This is a genomic window from Mycetocola sp. Y442, from assembly GCF_056898615.1.
In genome coordinates this window covers 749,405-768,837 of sequence record NZ_JBXHBV010000001.1, presented here as the reverse complement: position 1 = coordinate 768,837, position 19,433 = coordinate 749,405, and the positions used below count along the sequence as shown (strand labels likewise).

Annotated in this window: 24 protein-coding genes; 20 read left to right on the top strand and 4 right to left on the bottom strand. The window is 65.0% G+C overall.

Features of this window, described 5'->3' with window-relative positions; translation table 11 throughout:
- Positions 1-175 precede the first annotated feature (175 nt).
- The 5 genes from rplS (at position 176) to AC1X6S_RS03610 (ending at position 3,670) form a co-directional block, all read left to right on the top strand.
- The gene (gene rplS, locus AC1X6S_RS03630) at positions 176-523 is read left to right on the top strand and encodes a 50S ribosomal protein L19 (RefSeq protein ID WP_483404432.1); all 348 of its coding nucleotides are present in this window, start codon (positions 176-178) and stop codon (positions 521-523) included.
- Positions 524-594: 71 nt separating this feature from the next.
- Positions 595-1,344 carry a signal peptidase I gene (gene lepB / locus AC1X6S_RS03625; RefSeq protein WP_483404431.1) on the top strand — a complete coding sequence of 250 codons (750 nt, stop codon included), beginning with the start codon at positions 595-597 and terminating at the stop codon, positions 1,342-1,344.
- Positions 1,341-1,988, top strand: a complete 648-nt coding sequence (locus tag AC1X6S_RS03620; protein WP_483404430.1) for a ribonuclease HII — start codon at positions 1,341-1,343, stop codon at positions 1,986-1,988. The genes lepB and AC1X6S_RS03620 overlap by 4 nt, the downstream gene beginning before the upstream one ends.
- Positions 1,989-2,000: 12 nt before the next feature.
- On the top strand, positions 2,001-2,324 hold the full coding sequence (locus AC1X6S_RS03615) for a DUF2469 domain-containing protein (protein ID WP_108391321.1): 324 nt from the start codon (positions 2,001-2,003) through the stop codon (positions 2,322-2,324).
- Positions 2,325-2,380: 56 nt separating this feature from the next.
- Positions 2,381-3,670 (top strand): low temperature requirement protein A, encoded by a 1,290-nt coding sequence (locus tag AC1X6S_RS03610; RefSeq protein WP_483404429.1) that lies wholly within the window; start codon positions 2,381-2,383, stop codon positions 3,668-3,670.
- Here the strand turns inward: AC1X6S_RS03610 and AC1X6S_RS03605 are convergent.
- On the bottom strand, positions 3,663-4,523 hold the full coding sequence (locus AC1X6S_RS03605) for an Fpg/Nei family DNA glycosylase (protein ID WP_483404428.1): 861 nt from the start codon (positions 4,521-4,523) through the stop codon (positions 3,663-3,665). The two genes, AC1X6S_RS03610 and AC1X6S_RS03605, sit on opposite strands and share 8 nt — an antisense overlap.
- A gap of 215 nt (positions 4,524-4,738) precedes the next feature.
- On the opposite strand from AC1X6S_RS03605, the gene AC1X6S_RS03600 reads away from it, so the two are divergent.
- Genes AC1X6S_RS03600 through dprA form a run of 3 tightly spaced genes read left to right on the top strand, consistent with a single transcriptional unit; the run spans position 4,739 to position 7,933 of the window.
- Positions 4,739-5,110, top strand: coding sequence for a YraN family protein (locus AC1X6S_RS03600; protein WP_483404427.1), 372 nt, complete (start codon positions 4,739-4,741; stop codon positions 5,108-5,110).
- Entirely contained in the window at positions 5,107-6,636 is a 1,530-nt protein-coding gene (locus AC1X6S_RS03595) for a YifB family Mg chelatase-like AAA ATPase (RefSeq protein ID WP_483404426.1), read from the top strand. The genes AC1X6S_RS03600 and AC1X6S_RS03595 overlap by 4 nt, the downstream gene beginning before the upstream one ends.
- A 1-nt stretch (position 6,637) precedes the next feature.
- Positions 6,638-7,933 carry a DNA-processing protein DprA gene (gene dprA / locus AC1X6S_RS03590; RefSeq protein WP_483404425.1) on the top strand — a complete coding sequence of 432 codons (1,296 nt, stop codon included), beginning with the start codon at positions 6,638-6,640 and terminating at the stop codon, positions 7,931-7,933.
- Positions 7,934-7,956: 23 nt separating this feature from the next.
- On the opposite strand, the gene AC1X6S_RS03585 is transcribed toward dprA, so the two are convergent.
- On the bottom strand, positions 7,957-8,205 hold the full coding sequence (locus AC1X6S_RS03585; RefSeq protein ID WP_483404424.1) for a hypothetical protein: 249 nt from the start codon (positions 8,203-8,205) through the stop codon (positions 7,957-7,959).
- A 55-nt stretch (positions 8,206-8,260) separates the two neighbouring features.
- On the opposite strand from AC1X6S_RS03585, the gene AC1X6S_RS03580 reads away from it, so the two are divergent.
- From AC1X6S_RS03580 to AC1X6S_RS03570, 3 genes are all read left to right on the top strand, one after another.
- Entirely contained in the window at positions 8,261-8,827 is a 567-nt protein-coding gene (locus tag AC1X6S_RS03580) for a TetR family transcriptional regulator (protein ID WP_483404423.1), read from the top strand.
- A 93-nt stretch (positions 8,828-8,920) separates the two neighbouring features.
- Positions 8,921-9,280, top strand: a complete 360-nt coding sequence (locus AC1X6S_RS03575) for a DoxX family protein (protein WP_483404422.1) — start codon at positions 8,921-8,923, stop codon at positions 9,278-9,280.
- A gap of 92 nt (positions 9,281-9,372) precedes the next feature.
- Positions 9,373-10,284 carry a tyrosine recombinase XerC gene (locus tag AC1X6S_RS03570; RefSeq protein ID WP_483404421.1) on the top strand — a complete coding sequence of 304 codons (912 nt, stop codon included), beginning with the start codon at positions 9,373-9,375 and terminating at the stop codon, positions 10,282-10,284.
- 7 nt (positions 10,285-10,291) lie between these two features.
- On the opposite strand, the gene AC1X6S_RS03565 is transcribed toward AC1X6S_RS03570, so the two are convergent.
- On the bottom strand, positions 10,292-10,846 hold the full coding sequence (locus tag AC1X6S_RS03565; RefSeq protein ID WP_483404420.1) for a murein hydrolase activator EnvC family protein: 555 nt from the start codon (positions 10,844-10,846) through the stop codon (positions 10,292-10,294).
- 304 nt (positions 10,847-11,150) lie between these two features.
- Here AC1X6S_RS03565 and rpsB point away from each other — a divergent pair, with 304 nt between their 5' ends.
- The 9 genes from rpsB (at position 11,151) to AC1X6S_RS03520 (ending at position 17,904) form a co-directional block, all read left to right on the top strand.
- Positions 11,151-12,128 (top strand): 30S ribosomal protein S2, encoded by a 978-nt coding sequence (gene rpsB, locus AC1X6S_RS03560; RefSeq protein WP_483404419.1) that lies wholly within the window; start codon positions 11,151-11,153, stop codon positions 12,126-12,128.
- A gap of 24 nt (positions 12,129-12,152) precedes the next feature.
- Positions 12,153-12,980 (top strand): translation elongation factor Ts, encoded by an 828-nt coding sequence (gene tsf, locus AC1X6S_RS03555; protein ID WP_483404418.1) that lies wholly within the window; start codon positions 12,153-12,155, stop codon positions 12,978-12,980.
- Positions 12,981-13,092: 112 nt separating this feature from the next.
- Positions 13,093-13,809 carry a UMP kinase gene (pyrH, locus tag AC1X6S_RS03550; protein ID WP_483404417.1) on the top strand — a complete coding sequence of 239 codons (717 nt, stop codon included), beginning with the start codon at positions 13,093-13,095 and terminating at the stop codon, positions 13,807-13,809.
- Positions 13,810-13,885: 76 nt separating this feature from the next.
- Complete coding sequence (gene frr, locus AC1X6S_RS03545; protein ID WP_483404416.1) at positions 13,886-14,440, top strand: ribosome recycling factor; 555 nt, start codon at positions 13,886-13,888, stop codon at positions 14,438-14,440.
- An 83-nt stretch (positions 14,441-14,523) separates the two neighbouring features.
- Positions 14,524-15,474, top strand: coding sequence for a phosphatidate cytidylyltransferase (locus AC1X6S_RS03540; protein ID WP_483404415.1), 951 nt, complete (start codon positions 14,524-14,526; stop codon positions 15,472-15,474).
- A 47-nt stretch (positions 15,475-15,521) separates the two neighbouring features.
- The gene (locus tag AC1X6S_RS03535) at positions 15,522-16,073 is read left to right on the top strand and encodes a DivIVA domain-containing protein (RefSeq protein ID WP_483404414.1); all 552 of its coding nucleotides are present in this window, start codon (positions 15,522-15,524) and stop codon (positions 16,071-16,073) included.
- A 52-nt stretch (positions 16,074-16,125) separates the two neighbouring features.
- Entirely contained in the window at positions 16,126-16,821 is a 696-nt protein-coding gene (locus AC1X6S_RS03530; protein WP_483404413.1) for an aggregation-promoting factor C-terminal-like domain-containing protein, read from the top strand.
- Positions 16,822-16,866: 45 nt separating this feature from the next.
- Entirely contained in the window at positions 16,867-17,166 is a 300-nt protein-coding gene (locus tag AC1X6S_RS03525) for a hypothetical protein (RefSeq protein WP_483404412.1), read from the top strand.
- A gap of 9 nt (positions 17,167-17,175) precedes the next feature.
- Positions 17,176-17,904 carry an alpha/beta hydrolase gene (locus AC1X6S_RS03520; RefSeq protein WP_483404411.1) on the top strand — a complete coding sequence of 243 codons (729 nt, stop codon included), beginning with the start codon at positions 17,176-17,178 and terminating at the stop codon, positions 17,902-17,904.
- Positions 17,905-18,299: 395 nt separating this feature from the next.
- Here AC1X6S_RS03520 and AC1X6S_RS03515 read toward each other — a convergent pair whose 3' ends face one another.
- Positions 18,300-19,346 carry an AI-2E family transporter gene (locus tag AC1X6S_RS03515; protein WP_483404410.1) on the bottom strand — a complete coding sequence of 349 codons (1,047 nt, stop codon included), beginning with the start codon at positions 19,344-19,346 and terminating at the stop codon, positions 18,300-18,302.
- Positions 19,347-19,433: the final 87 nt, after the last annotated feature.

The window sequence follows — 19,433 nt, the reverse complement described above, 5'->3', positions numbered from 1 at the left end:
CACCCCGCTTTGCGCGTGGCATCCGATTCATGACAGAATAGAACATTGTGCCGCGGCCGGACTCTGCCACAGGGGAGTAAGCGCCTTCGCCCTGACTTTTCAGGGCAAGCGGACACACATCAACTCAACCCCTTATTCGTAGTCGACCTGTGGCGGTTACAGAGAGCGAACTATCATGCACATCCTCGACAGTGTCGATGCAGCATCCCTCAAAAGCGACATCCCTGAATTCCGCGCCGGTGACACGGTCAAGGTTCACGTCAACATCGTTGAGGGCAGCCGTTCTCGAATCCAGGTCTTCCAGGGCATCGTGATCGGTCGCCAGGGCGAAGGCGTCCGCGAGACCTTCGCCGTCCGCAAGGTCAGCTTCGGCGTTGGCGTCGAGCGCAAGTTCCCGGTGCACTCCCCGGTGATCGAGCAGATCGAGGTCATCACCCGCGGTGATGTCCGTCGTGCCAAGCTCTACTTCCTCCGCGAACTGCGCGGCAAGAAGGCGAAGATCAAGGAAAAGCGCTTCAACTAAGGTTTCTGAGAACTCAGCGAAACTTCACCGAGCTCCCCACCGATAAACTGGTGGGGAGCTCGGGCGGTTATATGACAGATATCACAGTGCCAGCGGACGATACGTCCGCCAGGTTGCGACGACGATCGCAGAAGAAAGGCGCGCTCCTCTTCGTGAGGGATGTGCTCGTTATCTTCGTCGTCGCCCTGCTCGTCTCCTTTCTCATCAAGACGTTCCTCGTCCGGTCGTTCTTCATCCCGTCGAGCTCCATGGAGCAAACCCTTCAGATCGACGACCGCATTCTCGTCAACGAGCTGGTGCCTGACCTCATCGACGTCCAGCGCGGCGACGTTGTCGTGTTCCGCGATCCGGGCGGCTGGCTGCCGCCGTCGGTCGAGCCGGAGCAGGCTCCGTTGATCGCCGCGGCCGACTGGGTGCTCTCGGCGATCGGGTTGTCGGCCTCTGACAGCGACGATCACCTCATCAAGCGCGTCATCGGCCTTCCCGGTGACCATGTTGTCTGCTGCAACGCCCTCGGGCAGATGACCGTCAACGGCGTTCCGCTGAACGAGCCATACGTCACGCTTCCCGCCGGGGTCGCCACCGTGTCGAAGGATGCCTTTGACGTCACGGTTCCCGACAATTCGCTCTGGGTGATGGGCGATAACCGGTACAACTCGAAGGACTCGCGGTACAACCGCGAACAGCCCGGCAACGGGTTCGTCCCCATCGATAATGTTGTCGGCCGCGCCTTCGTCATCAGCTGGCCGAGTTCGCACTGGGGCTGGCTCGACAACCATCCGTCGGTCTTTGCCGGAATCCGGGACCCGGAAGGGTCATGATGGCGGTCTGCGACCCGACCGACCTCGTCGAGCGGGAATTCTTCTCGGCCGGTTCCCGGTTCGTGATCGGGTGTGACGAAGTCGGCCGCGGCGCTGTCGCAGGTCCTGTCGCCGTCGGTATGGCTGTCGTCGCCGAGACCTGCGGCGCCCACCCCGATGGGCTGCGCGATTCCAAACTGCTCAGCCAGAAGCGGCGCGAGGAACTCGAACCGCTGCTCAGGAAGTGGGTGCTGTTCGGCGCCGTCGGAATCGCCGACGCGCGGGAGGTCGACGACCTCGGCATCGTTCACTGCCTCGGCCTCGCCGGCAAGCGGGCACTTCAGTTGCTTCACTCACAGGGCGCAGACGTCTCGTCGAGCGTGATCCTCCTCGACGGGAACCATGACTGGCTGAGCCCGGTGCTGTCGACGCCGCTCGACGTCCGGACCCGGATCAAGGCCGACCGCGATTGCGTGTCTGTTGCAGCGGCATCCGTCCTGGCCAAAGTGCACCGTGACGCGATGATGATCGCGCAGGATGCTGTGCTTCCCGGCTACGGCTGGAGCGGCAATAAGGGCTACGGAAGCGGCGAACACCTCGATGCCATCCGCACGCTCGGTACGACCGAATTCCACAGGAAGAGCTGGCTGGTTTCCTACGCGTAGGATGGACTCACCATGGAAGAAGACGAGTTCGAGGACTACGACCGCGAGGTCGAGCTGGCCCTGTATCGCGAGTATCGCGACGTTGTGTCGCAGTTCAAGTACGTGATCGAGACGGAGCGCCGGTTCTATCTGGCGAACGACGTGGACCTCGTTCGCCGCGACACCGAGCACGACTTCTACTTCGAGATCACCATGACCGACGTGTGGGTCTGGGACGTCTACCGGTCCGACCGTTTCGTAAAGAGCGTGCGGGTGCTGACGTTCAAGGATGTCAACATCGAAGAACTCTCCACCCGCGACTTCGAGCTTCCGAAGGAACTCGCGCTCGACGAGTAGGGCGCCCGGCTCCCGAGGCCTCGATTGCGTCGCGTTCGCGTGCGACTATTGTCTCCATGGCGGAGACTGATGCCGGAACTGGGCGAGGCGCTGGCCACCGCCTGATCCGGATGTCGGGTCGGGACCCCGCCGAGCCACACCGAGGTGCGACTCCACTCGAGCTGCTCTTCGACCTCACGTTCGTCGTGGCGATCAGCCAGGCCAGCTCCCAACTGGCGCATGTGCTGGCAGAAGGCCACACGGCGTCCGCTGTTCTCGCGTTCTCCTTCAGCATGTTTGCAATCTGCTGGGCGTGGATCAACTTCACCTGGTTCGCATCGGCATACGACACCGACGACTGGTTCTTCCGGGTAACGACAATGGTGCAGATGATCGGCGTTCTCGTGCTGGCGCTCGGCCTGCCCGCCGTCTTCGAGTCGGTCGACCATGGCGAGTACCTCGACAACCGGGTCGTGGTCGCCGGGTACGTCGTCATGCGCATCGCGATGGTTGCCCAGTGGCTGCGGGCCGCGCGGAGCGACCCGCCGAGGCGCAGGGTGGCGCTCACGTACGTCGGATTCATCGCCGTCGCCCAGATCGGCTGGACCGTACTTGCCGTGATCGACGTGCCGCTCCTGGCGTTCTGCGTCTTCGCGGTGATGCTGTACCTCACCGAGCTCGCGGGCCCACTCACCGCCGAGAAGCGGTTCGGGAACACCGGATGGCACCCGCACCACATCGCCGAGCGTTACGGACTGCTCACGATCATTGCGCTCGGCGAAGTCATTCTCGGTTCGGTCGCGTCGGTGGCGGCCGTTGTCGAGAAGCACGGCTGGAGCGCCGAGGCGGTGTTGCTCGTCGTGGCAGGTATCGGCCTTGCCTTCGGGCTCTGGTGGATGTACTTCATGCTTCCGGCCGGGCGGCTGCTCGAGAGACACCGGAGGCGGAGCTGGGTGTGGGGATACGGGCACATCGTTCTCTTCGCGTCGATTGCCGCGACCGGTGCAGGGCTCCACGTCGCCGCTTACGTCGTTGAGGATGCTGCGCACATCGCGGTGAGCGGGGCGGTCCTGGCCGTGGCGGTTCCCGTTGCGGTTTTCCTGGTCGCGCTCTTCATCCTGCACAGTCTTTTGCTGGGTGAAGCCGCCCGATTCCAGGTTGTGCCTCTCGCGTGCGCCATTGTCCTGCTCGCGTGCGCCGTTGCGCTCGCGGGTGCTGGCACGCCGCTCGGCCCCTGCCTGCTGGTGGCGATGGCAGCGCCAGCAGTAGTCGTGGGCACGTTCGAGGTGGCGGGACACCGAGGGCAGGAGCGCATTCTCGCCCGGGCCCTCGGGGAACAACTGCGGCCCGGTTCAGGACCTACTTGAGCAGCCGCGAGAGCACCCGGTCGGCGAGCACCTTCCCACCGGTCTGGCAGGTAGGGCAGTACTGGAACGTCGAGTCGGCGAAGATGACCTGCCGCACCATGTCTCCGCACACCGGGCAGGGCTCGCCGGTGCGGCCGTGCACCTGCAGGCCGGCTTTCTTCTCTTTCTTCAATTCGGATGCCGCGAGGCCGTCAGCGCGCTCGATCGCGCTCCGCAGCGTGAACTGCATCGCGTCGTAGAGGCGCGCCACTTCCTCATCGTCGAGGGTTGCCGGCTTGAACGGAGACATCCTTGCGGTGTGGAGGATCTCGTCCGAGTAGGCATTGCCGATGCCGGCGATCACCGACTGGTTACGCAGCACGCCCTTGAGCTGAGCTCGCCCCGCCGAACGGAGGATGGCTGCGAGGGCGTCGACGGTGAAGCTTTCGTCGAGCGGGTCCGGGCCGAGCCGCGCGATCCCGGGGACATCCGCCGGGTCACGAACCACCGAGAGTGACAGGCTCTTCTTCGAGCCGGCTTCGGTGATATCGATGCCTGACCCGTCATCGAGGACGAGCCGCGCTGCGAGTGCAGTTTTTCCGCCCCGCGCCGACCGCTCAGGCGCGTTGTCGCGCCAGCGGATCCAGCCGGCCCTCGCGAGGTGGAGCACAATGTGCAGGTCGCCGGCACCGATGTCGAGGAACTTGCCGTGGCGGGAGACCCCGTCGATCGTCGCGCCGGCGAGCGCCGTGACGGGCGGGTCGTAGGTCTTGAGCGCCGCGAATGCGATGACCTCGAGCCGTTCGATGACGCGGCCGGTGAGGCGGGCGCCGAGGTCGGCGGTGAGCGCGTGTACTTCGGGGAGTTCTGGCACGGTCCCAGTCTGACGCGCGCCGCCGTCATCAGTCCAGCGTGGTGGCTGCCACCCGGGCCTTCGGTTGCCACGGAGTGCGGTGATCCCGCTCGGGGACGTGCGTTTGCGACATCTGTAGCAGGATGCCCGTCCTCCCCACGCGGACGTCCCGACGGGATTTTCCGCAGATGTGTGGGTGGGCGGCAGGACGGGCGACCGCGCGCCAGCATCGAGGGATGAAGGTACTCGTGTCGAATCGGATCGCGCTCGGGCGCCGCGGCGAAGATCTCGCCGCTGAGCACCTCACCGGGCTTGGCTACCGGGTAATCGCACGCAACTGGCGTTGCCGACAGGGCGAAATCGACATCGTTGCCACGCGCGGTGATGTCATTGCATTTGTGGAGGTGAAGACGCGCTCCTCGCTCGCTTTCGGGCATCCGTTCGAAGCCGTCACGCCAATGAAACTGGCCCGTCTGCGTCGGCTGGCTGCCGCGTGGTGTGCTGAGAACGATCCGCAGACGCCGCGCATCCGCATCGATGTGATCGCCGTCGTGATTCCTCACGATGGTCCATTCACCATCGAGCACCTGAGCGGGGTGTCCGCGTGACGGTCGGACGCACCTGGGCCGTCGCCCTTCTCGGCCTCGACGGCTCACTCGTCGAAGTCGAAGCCGACATCTCGGCCCAGCTGCCCAAGTTCGTGATCATCGGCCTCGCCGATCGTTCCCTCGGTGAGGCGGAGGGCCGGGTCCGTCAGGCGGCGACCAATGCCGGGTGCCGGCTGTCGGGCCAGCGCATCACCGTGAACCTGTCGCCAGCGAGCCTGCCCAAGAACGGGTCAGGCTTCGACCTCGCCATCGCGCTCTCGTGCCTCGCCGCCGACAGCGTTGTGTCGAATGAATCGATCGACGGCGTTGTCCACATCGGCGAACTCGGTCTCGACGGGAGGCTGCGGCCCACCCCCGGGGTGCTGCCCGCGGTCCTCGCCGCCGTGCGCGCGGGCCGAAAAACGGTGATGGTTCCGGCGGGAAACGAGCACGAGGCCCGCCTTATCCCCGACGTGACGGTCATCCCTGTGGCATCGCTCCGTGAGGCCGCTATCTGGCATGGCGCCGCCCTGACGCCGGTGGAGGTCACACCGATACTCGCCGCAGCGACGGATGCCGAGGCGCCGGTCGATTTGGATCTCTCGGAGATCGTCGGCCAGGAAGACGCGATCCAGGCGCTCCTGGTCGCAGCGGCCGGCGGCCACCACCTCATGATGCTCGGCCCGCCCGGGGCGGGAAAGACGATGCTCGCCGCCCGGCTCCCCGGCATCCTGCCCGACCTCGACGTCACCGAAGCACTCGACGTGACCTCGGTCAGGTCGCTCGCCGGACAGCCGATAGGCACGCAGCTCGTGTCGCGCCCGCCCTTCGAGAGTCCGCACCACACAGCGACGACCGCGGCGATCCTCGGCGGCGGGAGCAAGCTCATCCGCCCCGGTGCGGCGGCGAGGGCTGCGCACGGTGTCCTCTTCCTCGATGAGGCACCGGAATTCCAGGCGAGCGTTCTTGACGCACTGCGCCAGCCGCTCGAATCCGGAACCATCAGCATCCACCGTGCCAACGCCGTCGCCCATTTCCCGGGCAGGTTTCAGCTCGTCCTCGCTGCGAACCCCTGCCCGTGCGGCCAGTACGGCAGCAGGGAGAATTCGTGTGTCTGCCCGCCGTCCGCGATTCGTCGTTACCTCGGCCGTCTCTCCGGACCGCTCATGGACCGGATCGACATCCAGCTCAGAATGCGGCGGATCTCGCGGGCAGAAATGGTGCTCTCGGGTGAAAGCGCCGGCACGCACAGCGCTGACGCACGGCGCGTGGTCTCGGAGACCCGGCAGCGCACCATGGCCCGTCTGGCGGGCACCCCGTGGACCACGAACGGGCAGGTGCCAGGCCCGTGGCTGCGTGCAGGTCCGCGAGCGTTGCCGCGTGACGTCACAGAACCGATTGATCGCGCGCTCGAACACGGCAGCATCACCATGCGCGGATACGACCGTGTGCTTCGCGTCGCGTGGACTCTCGCCGATATGGAGGCGGCCCAACGGCCGGAGAAGACGCACATCGGGCGGGCTCTGTTTCTCAGGAAGGGGATCTGACATGCGGGTGTTCGAACTCGACGCCGACGACGTGAACATGGCGATATTCTCGATAACCCCACAGGCCGTCGTCGACGCTGCCCGCGAATCCGGTGCGACGGCCGAGGTGGCGGCGGAGCGATTCGCCCGAGCCGTCTGGACGGGCATCGTCGAGCCGGGAGACGGCACCGCCGGATCCTTGATCGATGCTGTCGGTGCGACCGCGGCACTGCGCATGCTGATCGAGCGGTGGGGTCCGCAGCGGATTAGCGCGGCGCTTGGCGGCACTCGTAACGACGGTGCTCCTGGTGACAGCGACCCGAGTGACGGCGACTTGCTCGAGCACGTTCAGAAAGCGTGGGCCAGGTGGATTCCCCGGCTGGATTCCGCAGCAGCGATGGCATCCATCCGGCTTGCCACACACAACGGCGCGACGCTCATTTGCCCTGACGACGGCTGGTGGCCGGCGGGGCTGAACGACCTGGGCCCGCATGCCCCGCTCGCGCTCTGGGTGAGAGGGGATCCCTGGCGGTTACCGGCGACCTCGCCGTCGATTGCGCTGGTCGGCGCTCGCGCGGCCACCGGCTACGGCGAACACGTGACGGTCGAAGCCGCGAGCGCTCTCGTCGATCGTGGTTTCACCATAGTGTCCGGGGCGGCGTACGGAATCGACGGAGCGGCACACCGCGCAGCGCTCGCCTCGCAGGGCACGACGGTTGCGTTCCTCGCCGGGGGAGTCGACCGCCCGTATCCGAGCGGCCACGACGCGCTGATCGGGCGCATTATCGAGACGGGCGCCGTCGCTTCGGAGGTGCCCTGCGGAGTGCCGCCGAGTAAGTGGCGTTTTCTCCAACGCAATCGACTTATAGCTGCGGTCAGTTCGGCGACCGTCGTGCTCGAAGCGGGGTGGAGGTCGGGCTCGCTCAACACTGCCGGCCACGCTGCGGCGCTCGGCAGGCCGCTGGGTGCCGTGCCGGGCCCCGTGACGAGTGCCGCGTCTGCCGGATGCCATCGGCTGATCAGAGAGTATGGAGCGACGTGCGTGACGAACGCCGACGAGATGGCCGAACTCGCGGGGGAGGTGGACCTGGGAGTTGGCATGCCCGGAGACACGCCCTCCCGGGGGACTGATCGAAGCTCGGATGAGGTGCGGGTGCTCGATGCGCTGAGCACCCGATCGGGTCGCAACGTCGACGACATCGCACGGCGGGCCGGGCTTCCTGTCGATGCGGTGCAGTCAGTACTCGGCGTGCTGGAACTCGACGGCGTGGTGGGAGAGCGTCCGCTGGGCTGGGTGTACCTGCCTCAGGGGCGCTGAGGCGGAGGCACGTGTTCAGCGGGTCAGACGACCTCCTCCAGGAGCCTCACCTGGTCGGCAAGCAACCGGGCACGGATCTCGGGACGATAAACGTCGACGTGCGCGACGTCGTAATCGATCTGGCGTCCACGCGGGGCACGGTTAGCGAACTCGCTCACCTGATCGAGCGGGGACTCCCGATCCCCGACGGCAGCGCAGACCGACAGGGCCACAACCTCGATCCGTATCTCGTCAGGAAACGAACGATACCCGCGTGGTTGACGGGCGTTCAAGGGGCTCCCCGGAAAGACCGGCGGGTAGAACCGTACTGGATGGTATGGTCCTGCCATGAGTGAAGCACGGGAGCGCTGGCTGAACGAGGGCGTCCGCGTCCTGATGGACGAGGGGTTCAACGGCGTCCGGATTGACAGGCTCGCGGCCAGGCTCGGTCTGTCGAAGGGGTCGTTCCACCATCACTTCGCCGGCGCAGATGACTTCAAACACGCGCTGCTCGGCCGGGTCGAACAGCTGTCGCTCGAGGCGCTCGAACGGGCGGTCAACAGTGCTGCGAAAACAGCCACCGCGCGGGACATCCTGGGGCGCCTTACCGACGCCGTCGGAGCTCCGGAGGCGGGACTGTACCGACCGGAACTGGACATCGCGGTGCGCGGGTGGGCCCTCTCTGACGCTGACGCGAGTGCCACCCTGGCGAGGATCGACGAAGCGCGACTCGCGGCGCTGGAGCAGGTATGGCGACCGTACGTTCGGACGGACGCCGAGGCGCGCATCGCCGCCCTGGTCCCGTACCTGCTGTCCGTCGGAGCCGCGGTCACCTCACCGCCGGTCTCAGGTGCAGAGTTGAAAGCTGTGTTCGAGCGGATCCTGCCGCTCGTTCCCGAAGTGCCGGGGGAGTAGGCCCCTCTCGCCGCCGAAGGATTCACCTTCAGACCCCTTGATCCAGACCATACGGTTTGGTATGTTTTGGCATCAGTTCAAAGGTGGTTGACCATGACTGCACTGCCAGCGCCCGTCTGGCCCGTTCTCGCGCTCGCCGCGATCCAGGTGGCCGACGGCATCCTCTGTATCAAGCCTGTCGGGTTCGTGGCAGCGTGCTTCACCGACGTCAATTTCCCGAGGCGGTACTGGCGGCTCATGACCCCGGTCAAATTCGCCGCAGCCGTGGGTCTTATGGCAGGCATCTGGATTCCTTACCTCGGTGCGATCACGTGCGCGGCGCTGGTGCTGTATTTTCTCGTCGCGATCTCCATGCACATCGCCGCCCGCGACTTCGGCAGGAATCTCTTCCTGAACGCAACGGGGATGCTGGCCATTTGTGTGGCGACAGGGATGTTCTGTTTTCTGCTGTGAAGCTCGTCGCTCACCAGCGTCCCAATCCGGGCAGAGAGCGATTCGTGGTGCGCCTGCGGGGGATAGGGCAGCGGGTGCGCAATTCTTGACGGATGAAGATCCCGTCCGCCGTCGCTCAATACATCGACCACATAGCGGTCGAGCGGCAGTACTCCGAGTCGACCTGCAGGGCCTATGAATCCGACCTCACTGACTTCGCGGCGTTCGCGGCGAAACGTGAGAGGGCTCTCGTGACTGATGTGGACCTCGACCTGCTGAGGGACTGGCTCTGGAAATCGTCCCAGTCAGGGCTCGGGCCGTCGACGCTCGCCCGACGATCCGCTTCCGTCAGAGGGTGGTCCGCCTGGCTCGCGCACAACGGACATGTCCCGGTCGATACCGCGGTTCGGCTGCGGTCGCCGAAGACAGGCAGGGCCTTGCCGCACGTGGTGCAACGGCCCCAGATGGACGCCATGCTGGATTCCCTCGCCGAACTGGCCGCGGAAGGCGATCCGGTCGCCCTGCGCAACGCGGCGCTCATCGAATTGCTCTACGCAACCGGGACCCGGGTGTCGGAGCTGTGCGGCCTGAATGTCGATGACATCGATCTCGACCGACTGACCCTCCGCGTGGTCGGCAAAGGATCAAAGGAACGCGTCGTTCCGTTCGGTGTCCCCGCGCACTCGGCACTCGTCGACTACCTGCGGCTCGGTCGCGACGCCCTGCTGGCGCGCGGGAAAGAGAGAACGGATGCCGTGTTCCTCGGTGTGAAGGGAGCGCGAATGGGTCCGAAGAGCGTGTACAACCTGGTCAGTCGGCTGCTGGCGTCGCTTCCGGGTGGCTCTGCCCAGGGGCCCCACGCGCTTCGGCACACAGCGGCGACACATTTGCTCGACGGCGGCGCCGATCTTCGCGCGGTCCAGGAGATGCTCGGCCACGCCTCACTCGGCACGACCCAGATCTACACCCACGTCTCAACCGAGCGACTGAGGGAGAGCTACCGCGGCGCTCACCCCCGCGCCTGAGTGGATCTCAGCCCTCCAGCGGGAGGAGCACCGCCCGGTGGAGGGACTCGAGCAACGCGAGGGGGCTCACATACTCGCCGTGGAGCCGGACGCCGAAGTGCGCGCAGGATCCCGAACAGTGACCGCCGGAAGTCACGGTGCCGATCACGGCGCCCGCCAGGACCTGATCGCCCTCGGCCACCGTGGCGATGACGGGCTCGATGCTCGACACCAGCCCGTCGGGAAAAGTGATCGACAGCACCGGCCGGTCGACGACCGTACCAGCGAAGCTCACCGCGCCGTCTGCCGGTGCCACGACCGACGTGCCCGCGGGCGCTGAGAGATCCACTCCGCGGTGACCGGCCGAGTACCTGGTGGCCGGTGCCTCGAACCGCCGGAGAACCACCCGTTGCCCAGCGACGGGCCACACCCAGCTGTCGTCTGCTCTGGCGATGGGGGACGTGGCCTGACCGACCCGCGCTGCGGCATCCGGAACCGCAGCCGCGGTCGGCACCGCGAGGGTGGCGGCCACGCAGCTCGCGGCGAGAGCGCCGGAAAAAACTCCGTGCGATCGAAGGGTCATCCACCCACACTGGCCCGAAGCGCCCAGCGGCTCAGCGCCGGACGAGTGCCTGTGCCGAACGCGCAGGCCAGAGGCAGCTGTTCGGGACTCCGACGGCTGTCCCGTGCTGCTAAGATATTCGGAGCACCTCGCATGTCGGGGTGACTACGCGTGCCCATTCGGCTCCCACTTCCAATCGGTCTCTCTCGTGAAATACGACAGGGCGGACGTGCGCCGGGCACCAGGAGGAGCGGCCACTCGGCCGCACTGACAACCGACAGACGCTCGCCCGGCATCCGGGCGCGTCAGAATAGGAGAACGGCTCATGGCCGTCGTAACCATTCGCCAGCTGCTCGACAGCGGCGTGCACTTCGGGCACCAGACCCGCCGTTGGAACCCGAAGATGAAGCGCTTCATCTTCACCGAGCGTTCCGGCATCTACATCATCGACCTCCAGCAGTCGCTTGGATTCATCGACAAGGCATACGACTTCGTCAAGGAGACCGTCGCCCACGGTGGAACCATCCTCTTCGTTGGTACCAAGAAGCAGGCACAGGAAGCGATCGCCGAGCAGGCAACCCGCGTCGGCCAGCCCTACGTCAACCAGCGCTGGCTCGGTGGACTCCTCACCAACTTCCAGACGGTTTCCAAGCGTCTCGCTCGCATGAAAGAGCTCGAAGAGCTTGACTTCGAAGACACCGCAAAGTCGGGCTTCACCAAGAAGGAAATGCTCATCAAGAAGCGCGAGCTCGACAAGCTTCACAAGTCGCTCGGTGGAATCCGCAACCTCACCAAGACGCCGTCGGCTCTGTGGGTTGTCGACACCAAGAAAGAGCACCTCGCCATTGACGAGGCCAAGAAGCTCGGTATCCCCGTGATCGGTATCCTCGACACGAACTGCGACCCCGACGAAGTCACCTACCCGATCCCGGGTAACGACGACGCGATCCGTTCGGTCGGCCTGCTCACCCGCATCATCGCTGACGCAGCCGCTGAAGGCCTCATCCAGCGTCACCAGAAGCCGGTCGAGGGCGATGCCCCCGTCGAGCCGCTGGCCGCATGGGAAGCAGAACTCCTCGGAGCTGACGCTGCTGCAGCTGACGCGCCCGCAGCAGACGACGCCGCAACCGAAGCGCCGGTCGAGCAGAACGACGCTGACGCTGAAGTAGCCGAGAAGAACGCGGCAATCCCGGAAGACGCTCCGGTCGAGGTCGTTGCCCCCGAAAGCGACGAGAAGACTGAAGAGCGCCTCGAGGCGGAAGCGACCGAGGCTGAAAAGCAGCCGGTCGCCGACAACAACTAACCCGTAAACGAGGAGTTCACGAATATGGCAAACATCGCTCTTGCTGACATCAAGGCTCTTCGCGAGCAGCTTGGGACCGGAATGGTCGACACCAAGAACGCGCTCGTCGAGGCCGACGGTGACATGGAGAAGGCCACCGAAATCCTGCGTCTCAAGGGAGCAAAGGGTAACGCCAAGCGCGCCGACCGCTCCACGAGCGAGGGTCTCGTTGCTGTCAAGGAAAACGGCACGACGGCAACGATGATCGAGCTCGCCTGCGAGACCGACTTCGTTGCGAAGAACGACAAGTTCGTCGCTCTCGCCGACAAGGTCCTGGAAGCTGTCGCGGCATCCGGTGCATCCTCGCTCGAGGAAGCACTCGCCGCACCGGCCGGTGACCAGACGGTCGCCGACCTGATCAACGACCAGGCCGCCATCCTCGGCGAAAAGGTCGAGCTGCGCCGTGTCGCGCTGGTAACGGGTGAGCAGTTCGCTGTTTACCTGCACAAGACCAGCAAGGACCTGCCGCCGCAGATCGGTGTTGTCGTCAGCTACACCGGTGATGACGCTGAAACCGCCCGCGCGGTCGCCCAGCACATCGCCATGTTCGACCCGCAGTACCTCACCCGCGAAGAAGTTCCGGCTGAGACTGTGGACAAGGAGCGCGAGATCGTCACCGAGATCTCGAAGAACGAAGGAAAGCCGGAAGCGGCACTTCCCAAGATCGTCGAGGGTCGCCTGACCGCCTTCTTCAAGCAGGTTGCCCTGCTCGAACAGGACTACGCACGCGACAGCAAGATTCAGGTCAAGAAGGTTCTTGCCGATGCGAACCTGACAGTGACGGGCTTCGCCCGCTTCAAGGTCGGCGCGTAAGCACATCATGAGGAGTCCGGATCACAGTCGTGATCCGGACTCCTTTTTTGTGTGCGGCCACTCGCTCACACCAACTCCCCATCTCTGAAGTTCAAGGAAAGGCGTACAACGGATGTCTGCAGCCACGAAGAAGCGCAGGGTACTGCTCAAACTCTCCGGAGAGTCGTTTGGGGCAGGCTCCCTCGGCGTCAACCCCGACGTCGTTTCGAACATCGCCCGCGAGATAGCGGAAGCGGCAAAGACCGTCGAGATCGCGATCGTCGTCGGTGGAGGGAACTTCTTCCGCGGGGCAGAGCTGTCCCAGCGCGGCATGGATCGCGGCCGAGCTGACTACATGGGGATGCTTGGCACCGTCATGAACGCCCTCGCCCTCCAGGATTTCCTCGAGCAGGCCGGTGCCGAAACCCGGGTTCAGTCCGCGATCTCCATGACGCAGGTGGCTGAACCCTACATTCCGCGCCGGGCGGAACGTCACCTCGAGAAGGGCCGGGTCGTGATCTTCGGCGCCGGCGCCGGCTTGCCGTACTTCTCGACCGACACCGTCGCCGCCCAGCGCGCGCTCGAGATCGGCGCAGACATCGTCCTTCTCGCGAAGAACGGCGTTGACGGCGTCTACACGGCGGACCCGAAGGTCGACCTCAGTGCGACCCGCATCGATCACATCACGTACCAGGAGGCCCTGCAGAAGGGGCTCAAGGTCGTTGACTCCACCGCGTTCAGTCTCTGCATGGACAACGCGATGCCCATGCAGGTGTTCGGCATGGCGCCAGAGGGCAATGTCACCAAGGCCATCCTCGGTGACGGCATCGGAACGCTCGTCTCCAACTGACCCGCCGGTCTCCGGCCGACCTCGAGTCCTCCGCCTAGAATGGAGGACGACTACACGCAACAAGAAGGAGTCGCACGTGATTGCCGAAGTTCTCTCTGACGTAACAACCCGAATGGGAAAAGCGGTCGAGGTCGCGAAGGAGGACTTCGCTACCGTACGAACGGGGCGCGCAAACCCCCAGATGTTCCAGAAGATCCTCGTGAACTACTACGGCACCCCGACTCCTCTCGACCAGCTTGCGTCGCTCAACAACGCCGAGGCGCGCACGATCATCGTCAGCCCGTACGACAAGACGGCGCTCAAGGACATCGAGCAGGCCATCCGCGACGTACCGAACCTCGGTGCCAACCCCACCAATGACGGCACCATCGTCCGGGTCACGCTCCCTGAACTCACTCAGGAGCGCCGCAAGGAGTACGTCAAGATCGTGCGTACCAAGGGCGAGGACGCGAAAATTGCTGTCCGCAACATCCGCCGTAAAGGCAAGGATGACCTCGACGCGCTGAAGAGCGAGGTCGGGGATGACGACGTAGCGAGGGCCGAAAAGGAACTCGAGCAGGTCACGAAGACCCATATCGACGCCATCGACGACGCTCTGAAGCGCAAAGAGACCGAACTGCTTGAGATTTAGGCGCCCGTGGCTTCTGGAACGACGGTGACGGCATGACCGAACCCGGTGACGGACCAAGGGGACGGGCCCCTCGGTCGAAGCGTATGTCGCGCGACGACCTTCAGGCACAGCTGAGGGCACGGCGGGCCGAGCTCGAGCGCCAGGTGCGGTCGACTCGTGCGCAAATTGACCAGGTCAACGAGCGGATAGAGGCTCGCGCCGGGCGCAACCTGCTCCTGGCGACGGTCTTCGGCCTCGCACTCGGCCTGGTCATGATCGCGAGCCTGATCTTCGTGAAGGCCATCTTCGTGGTGTTCTGCGGGATCGTCGTTGCGTTCACCACCTTCGAGCTCGTGCGTGCGCTCAGCGAGAGCGGCAGACGCATCGACATTATCCCGGCGGTGCTCTCCGGCCTCGGAGTCGTTGCAGTGAGCTTCCTCGCAGAGCCCGCGTGGCGCTGGATAAGCCTCGCGGCCGCAGTGCTCTTCATCGTCGTGTGGCGGTTGATCGCGCTGCTCTTCGAGAAGGACAAACGAGCGCCTGGCAGCGTTCTGCGCGACCTCGTCACCGGGATTCTCGTTCAGCTCTACGTTCCCTTCCTCGCGAGCTTCGCGGTCGTCCTCGTCGCCCAGCCCGAGGGGCAGTGGTGGACGCTCGCGTTCCTGATCCTCGTGATCTCGGTCGACATCGGTGCGTACGCAAGCGGGCTCTCGTTTGGTAAGCACCCGATGGCGCCGAAGATCAGCCCGAAGAAAACCTGGGAAGGGTTTGCCGGTGCAGGCGTCGCCGCCGTGGTCGTCGGCACCCTGCTCGCTATCTTCATGCTGCACGTCCCCTGGTGGGTCGGTGTGATCTTCGGGCTTGCCCTTCTCGGCACCGCGACGCTCGGTGACCTGACCGAGTCGCTGATCAAGCGGGACATCGGCATCAAGGACATCAGTTCCTGGTTGCCAGGGCACGGAGGATTCCTCGACCGGATCGACTCCATGCTTCCGTCAGCACCGCTCGCGCTTCTGATGTACACGCTCTTCAGCGTGACCGGTATTACGGCATAGTGCTCACAGGTTATGCATGCGGGCACCGGTGCTGAGAGGATGAACGGGTGAGCACGACTTTTCCTCAGGCTGCCAAGCGCACAAAGGGCTATAAGCCTTCCCAGGTCGATGCATTTCTTGCGAAGGCCAGAGAGGCTTATGACGCCGATGAGCAGGACGGCGGGGCGCTGACCGCCGCCGACATCAGGCATACGTCTTTCTCCCTGGTGCGGGGCGGTTACTCCACGAGTCACGTCGACGCGGCGCTCGAGAGGCTCGAGGACGCTTTTGCGCTCCGCGAGAGGGAGCGCGCCCTGGCCACCGAAGGGAAGGGCGCGTGGCTCAGCGCAGCGCGAGAGACGGCGCAGGTGATCCTCAACCGCATCACGCGTGAGCCGGGACATCGGTTCCAGCGCACGAGCGCCCTCGCCCAGGGCTACAACGTCGACGATGTCGACGCTCTGTGTGACGCGTTGACCGAGTACTTCGAGCGCGGTGTACCGTTCAACACCGACGCCGTGAGGACCGCCGTGTTCCGAGCGCAGCGGGGCGGATACCGCGAAGCGCAGGTCGATCTGCTGCTCGACAGCGTGGTCGATGTGATGCTCGCTGTTCGGTGAATCGGGATTCAAACTCGCGGTGAGCGGTGTTCTGGGCTAAAATCGAAAAATCGTGGCTAAACATCCTGTGAAACTCGAGTCCTCTGTACCTGCTCCCCGAGTCGGGCGGGCGTTCGAGAGACCCCGGTCCCGCAGCCCGTTCACGCTGTTCTTCTTCTCCTTTGTCGCCGCGGTTTCGGTTGTGGCTGTCAACGTGGTTGACCCTTACTCAGGAGCAACGGCGTCGCCATACTTCCAGGTCGCTGACCGGTATGACGGTGAGAGCACTCAGACCCTCGCAGTCGCTGGCGCGTACGAGACCACCTTCACGCGCGACGGTTACCAGTTCGTCGCTGCGCCCATCCCTGAGCCGGTCGTCGTCGAAGAACCCGAGGCCGAGCCGGACGCGAAGGCCACAACGCCGGGCAAGACGCCGCCTGCAGCGCTTCCGAAGGTCAACGCTGACCCCGGATCGGCGCAGGCCATCGCCCACGACATGGTGCTTGCCCGCGGTTGGGGCGAAGATCAGTTCTCCTGCCTCGTTGCCCTGTGGAAGAAAGAGTCGGGCTGGCGTGTGAACGCAGAGAACAAGTCCAGCGGTGCGTATGGCATCCCCCAGGCCCTGCCAGGAAGCAAGATGGCCAGCGCTGGCAGCGACTGGAGGACGAACCCGGCGACCCAGATCACCTGGGGCCTCGGATACATCACTGGCCGCTATGGCACCCCGTGCGGTGCGTGGGGTCACTCGCAGGCCAAGGGCTGGTACTAGCCGCAACGCCCGCCGATCGGCGGGCGCAGTGTCTAGGCTGAACCCATGCCACGAAGCAACCGTCCGAAGCGACGGCCCGGCGGTGCGCCCTCGGGTGACGGCGGTTCCCTCGAGCACCTGCTTTCCGGGTGGAAAAGAACGGAATCCCGGCGGGGGCGTGAGTTCTTTGTCCAGCCCGTCAGCGCTGAGCGCGCTGTCAAGGAGTACATCTGCCCGGGTTGCGGTCTCGGCATCGCGACATCGGTGCCGCACCTCGTCATTTGGCGCGCTGACGGCGTCCTGGGGGACGAGGCTGACCTCGCGGCGCGGCGGCACTGGCACAATCACTGCTGGCGAATCGGCTGAATGGAACCCATGACCCGAATTGAGGTGCGCGGCGGCACGCTCTTGCCCGCTGTGCGCGAAGAGATCACGCTCACGACCGATGATGGGCTCACGCTCGTCGGTGAACTCGCTGTCCCCGTCGACCGGCCTCCGGTCGCGACGCTTGTCACGCTGCACCCGCTGCCGACCGCCGGCGGCTTCATGGACTCCCACATCCTGCGCAAGGCTGCGGCTCGACTTCCCGCCGTGGCTGACCTCGCTGTGCTCCGATTCAACACGCGGGGCACCAGCTCCGACCGGGGGACGAGTGATGGCGAGTTCGGCGACGGCGTCGCCGAGGAGCTGGACCTCAAGGCGGCGATGGACTTCGTCACCGCGAGGTCACTGCCGCGGCCGTGGCTCGTTGGCTGGTCATTCGGAACCGAGATCATCATCAAGTACGGCAGGGATCATCCGGTCGAAGGCGTCATTCTGTTGTCGCCGCCGCTTCACCGGGCCACGCAGGCGGAGCTTGACGCCTGGCGAGACGATCCCCGCACCCTGATCGCCGTCATCCCTGAATTTGATGACTATCTCCGCCCCGACGAGGCACGGGCGCGGTTTTCGACCCTGCCTGACGCCAGGCTGATCGCCGTCGACGGCGGGAAACACCTCTGGGTGGGCGAAACGCAAACCCGCCGCGTGCTTACCGAGATCGTCGCCGCGGTGAACCCGGCAGCGCTCCCGCTGCCGGACGAGTGGGACGTCGACGACGCCTGACCGCGCACCGGAGCGTTTCGGGCGGAGAATCGTCGGGTCCGGCCGTCTCTCGAGCGTCGACAGCCGCATTTGCCTCCCGAAACGACAGGGAGGGCCCACGGCATTGAGCGGTGCGACGGATGCCGGTGGTCGGCACAGTTCCTGGGCCACGGCTGCTGCGTCCCGGTTTCGGCAGCCGGGTCAGTGTCGCGCCGTGTGGTTTCGGGCGGAGAATCGTCGGGTCCGGCCGACTCTCGAGCGTCGACAGCCGCATTTGCCTCCCGAAACGACAGGGAGGAACCACGGGACCGAAACGACAGGGAGGACCCAGGGCATTGAGCGGTGCGACGGATGCCGGCGGTCGGCGCCCTGCCGCACCGTGCCGCCGGGCCGGCGCCCGGACGCCGGGTGCTGGGTCACAGCTCGTTCTGCCTGGGGATGACCACCTGTTTGATGATGAGCAGTATCGATGCCGCCGTCGGGATGGCGATGAGGGCGCCGAGAAGTCCGAGCAGCGATCCGCCGGCGAGTGCGGCGATCACGACGACGGCGCCTGGCACGCTGACGGCACGCCTCATGATGTTCGGGCTGAGGATGTACGCCTCGACCTGCATATAGATGAGGTAGTAGATGGCGGCAACGAGCGCGGTGAGCGGTGAACCGAGACCCGGGATCAGGCAGACGAGCGTGATGATGATCGAGCCGGTCAGGGTACCAACGAGCGGGATCATCGAGAAGAAAAATGCGACGCACGCGAGCACCGGCGGGAATGGTCCCTTGATAATCGACAGGAAGATGAAGGTCAGGATGCCGCTGCACGCGGCGATTCCCACCTGCCCGATAACGTAGCGTCCCACCGAGTCGGTGATCTGCTCGGCGAGGTCGGCGAAACGCTCACGCTTGGTCGCCGGAACCAGCTGGTAGAGGCCCCGCTTGATCGCCGGGAGGGATGCCGTGAAGTAAATCGTCAGGATGAGGATGATGAGGGCCCCGAAGAGCCCGCTCCCGATGGCGACGGCGAACTTAATGGCGCCACTGCCGATGTTGGTGATGTTCTCGGTCAGGAAACCACCGGCGTCCGTGATGATCTTCTGGAAGTCAATGAACGGGAACTGCTCGGAGAGGTTGTCGACGAGCGGATACTCCTGGAACTGCGTCTGCAGGTCAGGAATGATTCTGATGAGCTCCGAGATCTGATCGACGATGATGGGGACGACCATCCACACCAGGCCGGCGAAGAGCGCGAGCAAACCGACGATGACGACGATCAGCGCACTCCAGCGGGGGACTCTCTTCTTCTCCAGCCAGGTGATGATCGGATCGAGTCCGAGTGCGATGAAAATCGCTGCACCGATGTACGTGAGAATCGTCTGCAGCGTGACGATCGAGAGGATGATGAGTACACCGAGACCGACGCCGAGGGTGCCGATAAGGCCGAACCGGAACGGGTTCTGAATCTTCACGTGGGTACCATCGCGGTGAACATTTCATCATCGTAGTGGTCGGGCACCGACGTGTGCGATGCCCACGGCGCTGCTAGGTCCCTCTCA

Coding starts and splice junctions, on each gene's coding strand:
- AC1X6S_RS03600 (WP_483404427.1), top strand. CDS start 4,739: ATGAAGGTACTCGTGTCGAATCGGATCGCGCTCGGGCGCCGCGGCGAA.
- AC1X6S_RS03580 (WP_483404423.1), top strand. CDS start 8,261: ATGAGTGAAGCACGGGAGCGCTGGCTGAACGAGGGCGTCCGCGTCCTG.
- rplS (WP_483404432.1), top strand. CDS start 176: ATGCACATCCTCGACAGTGTCGATGCAGCATCCCTCAAAAGCGACATC.
- AC1X6S_RS03575 (WP_483404422.1), top strand. CDS start 8,921: ATGACTGCACTGCCAGCGCCCGTCTGGCCCGTTCTCGCGCTCGCCGCG.
- pyrH (WP_483404417.1), top strand. CDS start 13,093: ATGTCTGCAGCCACGAAGAAGCGCAGGGTACTGCTCAAACTCTCCGGA.
- AC1X6S_RS03610 (WP_483404429.1), top strand. CDS start 2,381: ATGGCGGAGACTGATGCCGGAACTGGGCGAGGCGCTGGCCACCGCCTG.
- AC1X6S_RS03525 (WP_483404412.1), top strand. CDS start 16,867: ATGCCACGAAGCAACCGTCCGAAGCGACGGCCCGGCGGTGCGCCCTCG.
- dprA (WP_483404425.1), top strand. CDS start 6,638: ATGCGGGTGTTCGAACTCGACGCCGACGACGTGAACATGGCGATATTC.
- lepB (WP_483404431.1), top strand. CDS start 595: ATGACAGATATCACAGTGCCAGCGGACGATACGTCCGCCAGGTTGCGA.
- AC1X6S_RS03565 (WP_483404420.1), bottom strand. CDS start 10,846: ATGACCCTTCGATCGCACGGAGTTTTTTCCGGCGCTCTCGCCGCGAGC.
- AC1X6S_RS03620 (WP_483404430.1), top strand. CDS start 1,341: ATGATGGCGGTCTGCGACCCGACCGACCTCGTCGAGCGGGAATTCTTC.
- AC1X6S_RS03570 (WP_483404421.1), top strand. CDS start 9,373: ATGAAGATCCCGTCCGCCGTCGCTCAATACATCGACCACATAGCGGTC.
- AC1X6S_RS03540 (WP_483404415.1), top strand. CDS start 14,524: ATGTCGCGCGACGACCTTCAGGCACAGCTGAGGGCACGGCGGGCCGAG.
- tsf (WP_483404418.1), top strand. CDS start 12,153: ATGGCAAACATCGCTCTTGCTGACATCAAGGCTCTTCGCGAGCAGCTT.
- rpsB (WP_483404419.1), top strand. CDS start 11,151: ATGGCCGTCGTAACCATTCGCCAGCTGCTCGACAGCGGCGTGCACTTC.
- AC1X6S_RS03520 (WP_483404411.1), top strand. CDS start 17,176: ATGACCCGAATTGAGGTGCGCGGCGGCACGCTCTTGCCCGCTGTGCGC.
- AC1X6S_RS03615 (WP_108391321.1), top strand. CDS start 2,001: ATGGAAGAAGACGAGTTCGAGGACTACGACCGCGAGGTCGAGCTGGCC.